Annotated in this window: 7 protein-coding genes; 6 read left to right on the forward strand and 1 reads right to left on the reverse strand. The window is 68.6% G+C overall.

Features of this window, described 5'->3' with window-relative positions; all coding sequences use genetic code 11:
• Window positions 1-248: 248 nt before the first annotated feature.
• Window positions 249-4,211, reverse strand: a complete 3,963-nt coding sequence (gene eccCa, locus ABR737_RS25795; protein WP_350256919.1) for a type VII secretion protein EccCa — start codon at window positions 4,209-4,211, stop codon at window positions 249-251.
• Window positions 4,212-4,536: 325 nt separating this feature from the next.
• Here eccCa and eccD point away from each other — a divergent pair, with 325 nt between their 5' ends.
• The 6 genes from eccD to ABR737_RS25825 all read left to right on the forward strand — a co-directional run bounded on the left by eccD (window position 4,537) and on the right by ABR737_RS25825 (window position 12,441).
• A complete protein-coding gene (gene eccD / locus ABR737_RS25800) occupies window positions 4,537-5,937 on the forward strand; it encodes a type VII secretion integral membrane protein EccD (RefSeq protein ID WP_350252634.1) in 1,401 nt (466 codons plus the stop codon).
• Between the two features lie 17 nt (window positions 5,938-5,954).
• Window positions 5,955-7,415 (forward strand): type VII secretion protein EccB, encoded by a 1,461-nt coding sequence (eccB, locus tag ABR737_RS25805; protein ID WP_350252636.1) that lies wholly within the window; start codon window positions 5,955-5,957, stop codon window positions 7,413-7,415.
• Window positions 7,416-7,656: 241 nt separating this feature from the next.
• Window positions 7,657-7,986 carry a hypothetical protein gene (locus ABR737_RS25810; protein WP_129294973.1) on the forward strand — a complete coding sequence of 110 codons (330 nt, stop codon included), beginning with the start codon at window positions 7,657-7,659 and terminating at the stop codon, window positions 7,984-7,986.
• Window positions 7,987-8,069: 83 nt separating this feature from the next.
• Window positions 8,070-8,402 carry a WXG100 family type VII secretion target gene (locus ABR737_RS25815; protein ID WP_129294972.1) on the forward strand — a complete coding sequence of 111 codons (333 nt, stop codon included), beginning with the start codon at window positions 8,070-8,072 and terminating at the stop codon, window positions 8,400-8,402.
• Window positions 8,403-8,529: 127 nt separating this feature from the next.
• Complete coding sequence (locus tag ABR737_RS25820; RefSeq protein ID WP_350252637.1) at window positions 8,530-9,057, forward strand: type VII secretion system-associated protein; 528 nt, start codon at window positions 8,530-8,532, stop codon at window positions 9,055-9,057.
• A 78-nt stretch (window positions 9,058-9,135) separates the two neighbouring features.
• Window positions 9,136-12,441 carry an AAWKG family protein gene (locus ABR737_RS25825; protein ID WP_350252639.1) on the forward strand — a complete coding sequence of 1,102 codons (3,306 nt, stop codon included), beginning with the start codon at window positions 9,136-9,138 and terminating at the stop codon, window positions 12,439-12,441.
• Window positions 12,442-12,469 lie beyond the last annotated feature (28 nt).

Consider the following 12,469-nt stretch of genomic DNA (forward strand, 5'->3'; position numbering starts at 1 on the left):
TCCGGTGTCCGGTGTGCGGGCACTGCCGGCGTGCCAGGCCATGCGTCCGGGCGCCCCGTTGGTGCGGGTGACGCCGGTGTTGCCGTATTGCTCATTCATCGTGCTCTGCCCCATCCGCAGAGGCCGCTTGAGCCTCCTGCGGTAAGTCAGATGCAGGCACAGCAGGAAAAGTTCACGGGGAACCGCACCGGATCGTCGTGGCGCGTGGCCCGCGGCCCGGCGGGCGGCCCTCCCGCCGGGCGCGGCACTCACTCCCCGTCGTCCACGAGTGCCGTCTGCACCTGGGTCGCCTTCCGGCGGACGACGTGGGTGGCACGTCCCGGCGCCATGGTGCGGCCCTTGATGTTGCCGATGAGGTAGCCCTCGGTCGGCGGGCAGGACAGCAGCAGGGCCGGGGTGTTGACCTCCTGGAGGCGCCGCATCAGATGCTCGGTCAGACCGCGGCTGGCGCCGGCCGCCGAGCGGGCGACCACCATGTGCAGCCCGACCTCGTAGCCGAGCGCGAGGTGCGAGAGCAGCGGGTCGAAGGGTGCGTTGCCGATGCCGGTGCCCAGCATGTCGTAGTCGTCGACGAGGATGAACAGCCGCGGCCCCGTCCACCAGTCGCACAGCCGCATCCGGGCCGGGGTGATCTCCTCCCCCGGCAGCCGGGTGCGGACCGCGCGGGCGGCGCCGTCGACCAGGTCCTTGAGCGCGTCGATGGAGACGGCGTGCCCGAGGCGGTACTCGTCCGGGATCGCCTCGACCAGGTCGCGGCGGTAGTCGACCACCATGATCCGGGCCTCGGCCGGGGTATAGCGGTCCATGATGGCCTTGGCGGTCAGCCGCAGCATGTTCGTCTTGCCGCTCTCGGTGTCGCCCACCACGAACAGGTGGGGATTTTCGGCGAAGTCGTGCCAGACCACGGAGAGTTCGTTCTCCTCCAGGCCGATCGGCATCCGCATGTCGCCCTCCGGCGCGGGCAGCTGCCCGGCCGGCAGCCGGGTCGGCAGCATCCGCACCTGCGGGGTCTGCTGACCGGGCCAGCTCTCCTTGATGGCGGACACCAGGCCGGCCACCCCGTCGGCCAGGTCCTCGGCGCTCTCCATGCCGTCGATGCGGGGCAGCGCGCCCAGGTAGTGCAGCTTGCCCTCCCGGGTCAGTCCTCGGCCGGCCAGCCTCGGGACGGTCGAGGCGCGCCGGGTGTCGATCTCGGAGTCCATCGCGTCGCCCATCCGCAGCTCCAGGTGGGTGGCCGCCTGATCGCGCACGCCCGCGGAGAGTTCGACCCAGCGGGCCGTGGTGACGATGAGGTGCACGCCGTAGTTGAGGCCGCGGGCCGCGATTCCGTTGAACGTCTGGATGTAGCGGTCGAAGTCCGCCCGCACCGTGGACCAGCCGTCGATGACCAGGAACACGTCGCCGTAGTGCTGCTCGGGGAACTCCCCGGCGGCCCGGCGCCGGCGGAAGGTCGGCATCGAGTCGATGCCGTGCTCCAGGAAGAACCGCTCCCGCGCGCTCAGCAGCGAGGTGATCTCGGCGATCGTACGACCCACCCGCTCGCTCTCCAGCCGCGCCGCGACGCCGGCCGTGTGCGGCAGTCCGGACAGCGAGGCCAGCGTGCCGCCACCGAAGTCGAGGCAGAAGAACTGCACCTCGCGCGGGGTGTGGGTGACGGCGAGGGCGGTGAGGATGGTGCGCACCAGGGTGCTCTTGCCGCTCTGCGGGCCGCCCGCGATGGCCACATGGCCGCCGGCCCCGGACAGGTCGACCGTCAGCAGGTCGCGCATCTGCTCGAAGGGCTTGTCGACGATGCCGATGGGCACGGTCAGCCGGCCGCGGCGCGGCCAGCCCACGGTCGTCAGCCCCAGCTCGGGGTCGGGGGTGAGCGGCGGCAGGATCTGGTCGAGGGTGGCGGGCCGGTCCAGCGGCGGCAGCCACACCTGGTGGGCGGGCGGGCCGGCGTCACGCAGCCGGTCCACGGCGACGGACAGCAGGGTGTCACCGCTCTCTTCGTCCGGCTCCGGCTCGGGTTCCGGAAGGTCGGGCAGCTGGCGCGGCACCACGTAGCCGGAGGTCCACGGCACGGTCTGGCTGGCCACCCGGGCCTGGTTGGCGCTGGAGTGGCGCTCCTGGTACGGGCCGGAGACATAGGCGGCGCGGAAGCGGGTCAGCGCCTCCACCCCGGACTTGAGGTAGCCGCTGCCCGGCTGCGGCGGCAGCTGGTAGGCGTCCGGCACACCGAGCACGCCGCGGCTCTCCATGGCGGAGAAGGTGCGCAGCCCGATCCGGTAGGACAGATGGCTCTCCAGCTGGTGCATCCGGCCCTCGTCCAGCCGCTGCGAGGCGAGCAGCAGATGGACGCCGAGGCTGCGCCCGAGCCGCCCGATCATCACGAACAGCTCCATGAACTCCCGGTGCGCGGCCAGCAGCTCGCTGAACTCGTCGACAACGACGAACAGGCTGGGCAGCGGCTCCAGCGGGACGCCGGAGGCGCGCGCCTTCTCGTAGTCGAGCGCCGAGGTGTAGTTGCCCGCCGAGCGCAGCAACTCCTGGCGCCGCATCAATTCGCCGTGCAGCGCGTCCTGCATCCGGCCCACCAGCGCGGCCTCGCCGGCCAGGTTGGTGATGACGGCCGAGGTGTGCGGCAGCTCGTCCAGGCCGAGGAAGGTGGCGCCGCCCTTGAAGTCGACGAGGACGAAGTTGAGTGTCTCGGAAGAGTTGTTGAGCGCCAGCGCCAGCACCAGAGTCCGCAGCAGCTCGCTCTTGCCGGAGCCGGTGGCCCCGATGAGCATGCCGTGCGGCCCGGTGCCGCCCTGCGCCGACTCCTTGATGTCCAGCTCCACCGGGGCGCCGTCGGCGCTCACCGCGATCGGCACCCGCAGCCGGGCGGGGCCGGTGCTGCGCTGCCAATGGGCCTGCGGTTCATGGCGGGACAGGTCGGATATGCCCAGCAGCGTGGTCAACTCCAAGGTGGTGGACAGCGGTGCGGAGGTGTCGGCGCCCACCCCCATCCGGTACGGCGCGATCCGCTTGGCCAGTGCGGTGGAGCCGGTCGGCCCGAACCGGTCGGGACGGCCGAGCCGGGTGGTCTGCTCCTTGCGCTCGCGGTCGGTCCGCACCAGCGAGAAGTCGTCCTCGGACACGTCGAAGCGCAGCGTGACCCGGCCCGGCCGCCAGGTCAGCGCCCCGCTCAGGTCGAGGACCACGGTGTTGCGGAAGCCGGAGCTGTCCAGCCGGTGTCCGGAGGGGACGCTCCCGCCGTCCACCACGATCACGGTGAAGGGCTCCTCGCGCCCGGCGACCGCGTCGGGGTCGAACGGCGGGCGCTCCAGGAACTCCGCGCCGAGCAGGTCCTCCAGCTCGTTGAAGGCGGAGACGAACATCCGGGCCGGGCCGGCGCCGTCGCTCTCCTGCGGGTGCAGGTTGTGCGGGAGCCACTTGACCCACTCCCACTCGGCGCGCCGCTCATCCGACACGCACAGCGCCACCCACACGTCGTCCGGCGCGTGGAAGGCCGCCAGCTGGGCGATCATGGCGCGGGCCAGGGAGCGCGTGCGCTCCTCGTCACCGCGCAGCAGCACCCGGGCCCAGGCGCGCAGATAGATGGCGATGGGCTGCTCGGGCACGGTGGCGTAGGCCCGGATGAAGCTGCGCAGGGCATGCGCGGACAGCGGCTCCAGGTCCTCCACGGGGGTGGTGGCGTTCGGCGTCAGCCGCAGACCCAGCTGCTGGTCGCCCACGGCCACCCGGACCTCGCCGAAGTCCTCGTCCTGGGGGCGGCGTTCCCACAGCCGGGTGGTGCCCACCATCGACCACAGCGCGGCCGGTTCGGGGTGCCGCCAGGCCAGTGCCTTCTGCTGGTCGGACACCGCGGCCCGCACCTTGCGCCGGGTCTGGGTGAGGTAGCGCAGGTAGTCCCGGCGCTCGCCCTTGAGCCGCTGTTTGCGCTCACTGGACTTGCGCATCATCTGGCCGACCAGCATCGCGCCGGACGCCAGCACCATCATGCCGATGGCCAGGTACATGAAGTGGCCCCCGGAGGAACCGGTCATGCCCGGCCGCATGAACATCAGCATCATGGAGACCGACATCATCGCCATGGGCAGATAGGTCCACACGGCGGAGCTGTCCGGCACCACTTCGGGCAGTGTCGGCGGCTCCTGGAGGGTCAACTCCCCCTCGGGCATGTCCGGGCCGCGGCGGCGGGCCGGCCTGCGGAACAGAACCACACTCAACGGACGCTCTCCTCACGGGCAATGCTGCGCGGCACAAGGGCATCTTCGATGGCGGGAAAGGCCGTTGCCAGAATTGGCGTGCTCATTCTTGTGTCAATGAGTGGCCAACATGCCCTTTCTTCTGCCCACTCTGCCCAATGGGTCTATCGGCTCGCTCTTTTCCCCCGTACGGTCGAAAAGCACCGTACGGCGAATGCCCGACAACACCATGTGTGGAAGGGAGTTCACCTTCGCCCGCACCAAAACCGATCGATCCAGCCACCCTCATACGGGTCCGGAGCACTTTCCGAATCCGTCCGGAGAAGCGTGAGCCAGCCCCATGAGTGATATCCAGACGGCCGGGCTGTGCCGTCTGACGGTCCGCGCGCCCGGCAAGAGCGTCGACCTCGCGGTACCTTCCGACGTGCCCGTGGCCGACCTGCTCCCCGCCGTCGTCGGTTATGGCGGTGACGACCTCGAAGAGGCGGGGATCGACCACGGCGGCTGGGTCCTGCAACGGCTGGGCGCCGAGCCGATGGACGAGGAACGCACCCTCGACTCGTACGACCTGCGCGACGGCGAGACCCTCTACCTCAGGCCGCGCACCGAGGCGCTCCCCGAGGTCCACCTCGACGACCTGGTGGACGGTATCTCCACCACCATGGCCGCGAGTCCCTACGGCTGGACCCCGCAAGCCGGCCGCCGGCTGCTGCGCGGCCTCGCGGCCCTCGCCCTCGCCGGCGGACTGGTCGTCCTCGCGCTGCCCGGCGGATCGGTGGGGCTGCGCGCGGTGTGCGCGGCGGTGGCCGGTCTGCTGCTGATCGCCGGCGCGGGCTCGGCCAGCCGCGCCGTCGGCGACGCCGGAGCGGGCGCGGCACTGGGCGCGATGGCCGCGCCCTACCTCGCGTGCGCCGGCTGGCTGCTGCCCGGCGGCGAGCTGACCGGCCCGGACGCCCACGCGATGGTGGGCTTCCGGCTGCTGGCCGGCTGTGCGGCGGGCGCCGGCGGCGCGATCGTCGTCCTCGCGGCGGTCTCCGCCTTCGCCTCGCTGTTTCTCGGTATCGCCGTCGTCGCGGCGTTCGGCGCGCTCGCCGGGGCCCTGATGCTCACCGTGGACCTCGCACCGCACCAGGTCGCCGGGGTCGTCGCCCTGGTGGCGGTGATCCTCGGCGCGTTCGTCCCCTCGTTGTCCTTCCGGATGTCCGGGCTGCGGATGCCGCCCCTGCCCACCAACGCCCAGCAGCTGCAAGTGGGCATCGAGCCGCACTCGCCCAGCGGCGTCGCCGCTCGCGCGGTGCTCGCGGACGGCTGGATGAGTTCGCTGTACGGGGCCGTGGGCGCGGTCTGCGCCGGCTGCCTGGGCGTGCTCGCGTGGTACGCGGACCCGGCCGCCTCGGTCATGGTCGTGGCGCTGTCGCTGCTCCTGCTGCTGCACGGCCGCGGCCTGGGCAACGCCTGGCAGCGGCTCTCGCTGATCATTCCGGGCGCGGTGGGCCCGCTCCTGCTGATCCTCGCCTGCGCCGTCTCCTTCGCACCCGACCGGCGTCCGCTGGTGGTGGTCGCGCTGCTGGCCCTGGCCGCCGTCGTGGCCATCGCCTCCTGGACGGTGCCGGGCCGCAGGCTCGTGCCCTACTGGGGCCGGGCGGCGGAGATCCTGCACACCCTGGCTGCGGTCAGCCTGCTGCCGCTGGCGCTGTGGGTGCTCGGTGTGTACGGCGCCCTGCGCGGGCTGCTGGCCTGAGACGGGAGGTGTGAGCGATGCAGGACAGAAGAGACCAGGTCCAGGCGCACCTGTTCATCATGGGGCGGCTGACCTCCGGCATGCTGCGCGCCGACCCCGACGCCCCGGAGAGCCCGCAGGGCCGCACCAACCGCGGTATCGCGATCAGCGTGCTGATCGCGATACTGCTGTGCGCCGGAGCCTTCGTCTTCGGACTGCTCAAGCCCGGTACCAAGGAGTCCTGGCGGGCCCCGGGCACACTGGTCGTCAACAAGGACACCGGCGCCCGTTACCTCTTCCTCGGCGGCAGGCTGCGGCCGGTGCGCAACTTCACCTCGGCGCGGCTGCTGGTCGGCGACAAGATGAAGGTCATGCCGATCGGCGGCCAGTCGCTGGACGGCACCCCGCACGGCGCACCCGTCGGCATACCGGGTGCCCCGGACGAGCCGCCCGGCACCGGCAACCTGGACAGCGGCCCGTGGCAGGTGTGTTCGGGATCCGGCACCGGCTCGACCGCCACCACGGTCGCCGTGGGCACCGAGCCCGGCGGGCCGGGCCTCAAGGAGGGGCAGGGACTGCTGGTCACCGGCCCCGACAAGGGCAACTACCTGGTGTGGCAGGGCCGCAAGCTGCGTCTGGACAGCGCGGCGCACGCCTCCGAGGCGCTCGGCTACGGCGCGGACAAGCCGCTGCGGGTCTCCGCCGCATTCCTCAACTCGCTGCCTGCCGGCCCCGATCTGGCCCCGCCCGACGTGCCGGGCATGGGTGACGCCGGACCGGCGCTGGGCGGCCAACAGACCCGGGTCGGCGAGATCTTCAAGGTCGCCGCCTCCGGTGCGCGGGCCCGCTACTACCAGCTGCGCAAGGAGGGCCTGGCCCCGGTCACCGCCACCGGCGCGGCGCTGGTGCTCGGCGACCCGGAGACCAAGCAGAAGACGTACGAGGGCCGTTCGGCCGCCGCCCGGAGCCTGGGTACCGATGCGCTGAACGGACATCTGGCACCGGCCTCGGGGCTGTCCGACCCCGCCGCGGGTATGCCCGAGGCGCCGCCGGAGCCGGTCGACCCCGGCCTGGGGCAGACGCCGTGCGTGGGCGTGCGATCGGCCGACGACGGTACGCGGGTGAGCGTGACCCTGGCCGACCCCCGGGAGCTGGGTCCCACCGCGCAGGCGTCGACGGAGGGGATGGTCCCCGCGTGTGTGACCGTCAACCGGATCGCCGTGCGACCGGGCCGCGGTGCCCTGGTGCACGCGCTCGGCGCCGACGGCAGCGATGTCGGCAGCACGCTGTATCTGGTGACCGACACCGGAATGAAGTACCGGCTGCCGTCGCAGGACACGCTGAAGGCGTTCGGCTATACCGGGGCCCGCGCGCAGGGCCTGCCTTCCTCGCTGCTTTCCATGATTCCGACCGGGCCGGATCTGACGCCGCAGGCGGCGAGTGCCGGGAATGGGAAATCGACGGCACCGAAGTGCGAGAACCAGCGGAAGACGACTTAGCCCTGGCAAGGGGCGGAATGGAGTCGGGGCGGCGCGAGTTCGCGCCGCAGCGATCTGCCCACGGCCGTATCGGAAAATGCGGTACATCACGCAGATTCTCGGTAGATAGTGTTGCAAAGGAGGTTTAAGGACTTCTAGTATCACTTTGTATGGGCCAATTGGAGGACGGCCCAACGCAATTGAGGGCACCGGCTGCCAGCGCGCCTCGCCTGGCGGCGAATTACAGCCGAAGGGCACGCGCATGGGACAGCTGGCACAGCAACAAGAGCAGGCCACGCGGAACGGCATCAACGCCTTGGAGCAGGCGTTCACCGGTGTGCAGCGCAGCCGTCAGGAACTGGAGAACACGAAGAACAACGTGGGTCTCGGCGGCGATGTCGGCGGTAGCTTCCGTTCACTGCTGGACAAGTGGGATGAACAGGCTCAGATCATCGAGAAGAACCTGCACGACATGGTCAACGAGCTGAACACCACGTTGCAGCAGAGCGGTCTGACCCGGGGTTCCGCGAACGACGACGTGAATCAGGCGTACCAGAAGGCTGACGCCGTTTTCGACACGCTCGCGGGCTGATCGGATTGCGGGCTCGCCTATCGAGGCCGCGACTCGAATCAGCATCTCCCTGAACGTACACACCGACCGAAACGAGGTTCGCCATGCCCGGTGGCGCGAATGACTTCACAGACGGCAATATCTACGTCGACTTCAATCGCTCCAACAACGCGATCGAAGACCTGCGCGTGCAGACGAATCAGATCCAGGCCTGGCTCCAGCAGTTGAACCAGGAACTGCAGGCGCTCAAGGCGAGCTGGGTCGGCGACGACGCGGACGTCTACCAGAAGAAGCAGGACGCGTGGAACCGCGCAGCCGATGCCATGGGCAAGCTGCTGACCAGCCACGCAGGGGTGCTGAACGACGTGTCCCAGGCCTTCGATCAGAACCAGAAGCGTTCGGCGCAGGGCTGGGAAGGCGTGCGGATCGGCGCCTGACCGGCGGCGGATTCGGTAACGGGCGGCTGTCGGCGTCGAGGGTGAGCGTGGGTGGCCGCCCGTGCTGGTTCATGGGCGCGCGAGAGCTGCGCCGAGGGCGGGCTACGGACGGAGAAGGAGCGGCACCATGGCAGACGAGAACAAGGGCGGCGGACCGCTCGTCCTCAACAAAGAGTGGATCAAAAAGTTCATCGATGTGGACCTCCATGAATTCCGGGGGGCGATCGAGAAGATTCTCGTTGACGCGCCCGCGGAGCGGTTCGCGGGTGGTCGGAACGACATCATGGTGCAGAGCATCACCAACCTGATGGACATTCCGAAGAACGTCCATTACTCCCAGAAGCGGCCGCTGACGCTGGGCAAGATGGGCCAGGACGGCATCGCTGGGGATCTGGTGAAAAGCATCGCCGGCTCGGCCAAAAAGCTCGGCGATTTCGTCGGGGATCAGAAGAAACTGTTCGACCACATCGAGAGCAACCTGCGTGACGCGATGGAGACGCTGCTCAAGACCGAAGGCGAAAGCCTGGACAAGATCGATGGCGAGAAGTTCTACAACGTCTTCGAGGACGTGGCGGACGACATTTCCGAGTCCATGGGCAGCGGCGGCGGTAACGGCGGCGGCGGGGGCGGCGGTGGCGGCGGTGGCAAAAATTAACCTGAACTGTCACCGGTGATCCGCGCCGTGTGATCCCGCCCCGAGTCCCGTTCGAATTTCTTCCGTTGGAGCCCCGTGATGGCAATCGACCGAGTGCCGATGAGTCCGGACAATGACGACTGGCACAACGTCGTCGAGACCTTCACCGGTTACAAGGCGCCGACGGTCGAACAGATCTTCTCGTCGCTGACGAGCAGCGACGGCATTCCCCTGATGCACGTCACGATCGGGGAGCCGGACGACGGCAAAATACCCGACGTCGCGGATACCGACTGGACGCTCAAGAACCTCGGAAACCAGATCCAGGTCCTGGAATTTGTCCTGCCGTTCTACATCAATGACGGCGGGGCCAAAAAACGCCAGGCCAAGATTCAACTGCTCGGTGACCGGACGCACGATGCCGGCGGCAAGCTGACCCCCGATGTCAAAAACAACGGGGGGACCACCGGGGAGTTCCCTGGTAAGGATGACACCGATAAAAAAACCTGGGACACCCGGGATCTCGATCGGTACTCCTTCGGCACGGGGCATGCGCTGAATTGGCTGCTCGAGAAGGAGAGTGGCACGCGCGACTTCGATTGGTCCCCGGCCATTCCGGAGTCGAATTACGTTGACCTGTCCTCCTTTGAGGCGACGGCCAAGTCGTTCGACCGCGTGCAGAATTTCGTCGGCGAACGGAAGGCGCAGCTCGACGGCTGGGAGAAGGTCCTCGGCGCGGTCGAGAACGACAACTGGAAGGGGGAGGCAGCCGGAGTCTGGTGGAATCTGGTCCATTTTCTGGTGCGGCGGTACGAGCGCATCGTCGAGGACATGGAGAACACCGCCGGCAAGTCCTACGGATCGCGGCAGGGCGCCGCGGTCCGCGCTGCGGGTGAGGTGCTCCGCAAAGAAGCCCAGCAGTTGTACGACGCCTGGGAATTGTGGTCGACCGGGCGCAGGAGCAACCCGCTGTTCCTGCTCAGCGAAATCCTCTCCGATGTCATGGACAATGTCTGGAACAAAAACATTTTCATGCTCAAGGAGCACAGCAGTAGCAGCAGCAACGGCTACAACTCCGTCAGTGGCGGCTACAAGCCGGACACCAAGAGCCTCGTGACGATGTCGGGATTCGAGAACCAGGCCGAGGACGGGTACGGGCACAAATACGGCGCGCTGGACAGTGTGGCGACGTGGAAAGCCATTGGTGAGGAGGCGCGGAATCGCTGGTGGGACGGTGTCCGTGAGTATTTGGGCAAGCCGGCCGAAGCCGCGATGCGGAACGTTACCAATGCATGGAATGCGCATAACTTTGATATTGGCGACATTCGTCCGCCGCGAGGTGAGGACCTCAAGTCCACCCTCCGGGAGGACCAGGCATTCAAGGACAAGAGTGACGCCAAGAAGGATAAAGATGAGCAGAACAGACTGAACAAGGAAAACCAGGCAAAGATGGATGCCTGGAACAAGAAGCAGGAAGAGCAGAGGGAGAAGGACAAGGCGGAAGCGGACCGTATCCGGGAGGAGGAGCGCAAGCACCAGAAGGAGCAGGAGGACAAGGCGGACCGCCAGCGCGAGGAGGATCGCCGGCGTCAGGACGAGCAGCAGCACAAGCAGGAGGAGCTGCAGAAGGAGCAGGAGGAGAAGCAGGCCGAGCAGGAAAAGAAGCAGGAGGCCAAGCAGGAGGAGCAGGAGAAGAAGCAGGAGGAGCAGCAGAAGGAGCAGGAGGCCAAGCAGGAGGAGCAGCAGCACAAGCAGGAGGAGAAGCAGGCCGAGCAGGAGAAGAAGCAGGAGGAGCTGCAGAAGAAGCAGGAGGCCAAGCAGGAGGAGCAGCAGCGCCACCAGGAGCAGCGGCAGGACGAGCAGGCGCTCCAGCAGCGGATCATGCAGGAGCAGCAGAGGAAGGATCAGGAGAAGAAGGAGAAGGAGCAGGAGGCGAAGCAGGCCGAGCAGCAGCGCAAGCAGGAGGAGCTGCAGAAGGAGCAGGAGGCCAAGCAGGAGGAGCAGCAGCACAAGCAGGAGGAGAAGCAGGCCGAGCAGGAGAAGAAGCAGGAGGAGCAGCAGAAGAAGCAGGAGGAGAAGCAGGCCGAGCAGGAAAAGAAGCAGGAGGCCAAGCAGGAGGAGCAGGAGAAGAAGCAGGAGGAGCAGCAGAAGGAGCAGGAGGCCAAGCAGGAGGAGCAGCAGCACAAGCAGGAGGAGGAGCAGGCCGAGCAGGAGAAGAAGCAGGAGGAGCTGCAGAAGAAGCAGGAGGCCAAGCAGGAGGAGCAGCAGCGCCACCAGGAGCAGCGGCAGGACGAGCAGCAAAACAAGCAGGAAGAGCTGCGCAAGGAACAGGAGAAGAAGCAGGAGGAGCTGCAGAACAAGCAGCAGCAGCGGCAGGAGGAGCTGCAGAACAAGCAGCAGCAGCGGCAGGACGAGCTGCAGCACAAGCAGGAGCAGTACCGGAACCAGGCCGGCGACATTCTGGGCCGCCAGCACGACGGCTCCTCGTACGGCGACCACCAGAGCCATCTGCCGGACAGCATCACCGGCCCGGTCAACGGCGACGACTCGCTGACGAACCCGGGCGGCAGCCACTCGCATGTGGACTCGCACGGGCGCGTGGTCACCGAGTACCCGGACCACAGCCGGACCATGATCGACCCGCAGACACAGACTTCGACCGTCACGGGCCCCGACGGCTCGGTCCACTCCGGACCGCTGAACGCGGGTGATGTGCTCACCAACCCCGACGGCAGCGTTTCCCACCTGGATTCTCAGGGGCAGGTGGTGACCGAGTACCCGGACGGGAGCAGGAGCACGGTGGATCCGCACACCGGCGCCACCTCCCTGATGAGCCCGGACGGCACGACGAACTCCGGCTATCTGAACGGCGGTTCAGGGCCCGACACGCCGCATGCGGGCCCTGGTGGCTCGCGCTCGCACGTCGGTCAGCAGCCGGATTACGAGCAGGAGTTGTACGACCCCCAGCCCGGCGGGCAGAGCGGCGCGGGGAGCGCCGCCGCCGGCCTTGGCGGGCCTTCCTCCGGTGCGGGCGGTGCCCCCGGTGGCATGCCGATGAGCCCGGGAATGATGGGCGGCGGTATGGGCGGTATGGGGGGTGGCGGCCGTGGCAGCGAGGGCGGCCCCTCGGAGCGCACCCGGACCGTGATCGACGGCGGCGACGTGGTCAGCAACCGCCGCCGGCCTGCGAACTCCCGTGCAGGCAACGGGCGTTACGGTGAGGGCGAAGCAGTGGTCAACACCAGCAGCGGCAGCCCCTTCTCGACACCGATGGGCGGCGGGCACGGCGGTCCGGACCGGCAGCAGACGCAGAGCGGTGACCGGGAGCGCGAGGCGTGGATGCCGGAGGACGAGGACGTCTGGGGCTCCGACGAGGGCGGCGCACCAGCGGTGATCGGGCGATGAGCGACGGGCAGGAAGCGAGGAGGCCGCG

Source organism: Streptomyces sp. Edi2 (assembly GCF_040253635.1).
Taxonomy (GTDB): domain Bacteria; phylum Actinomycetota; class Actinomycetes; order Streptomycetales; family Streptomycetaceae; genus Streptomyces.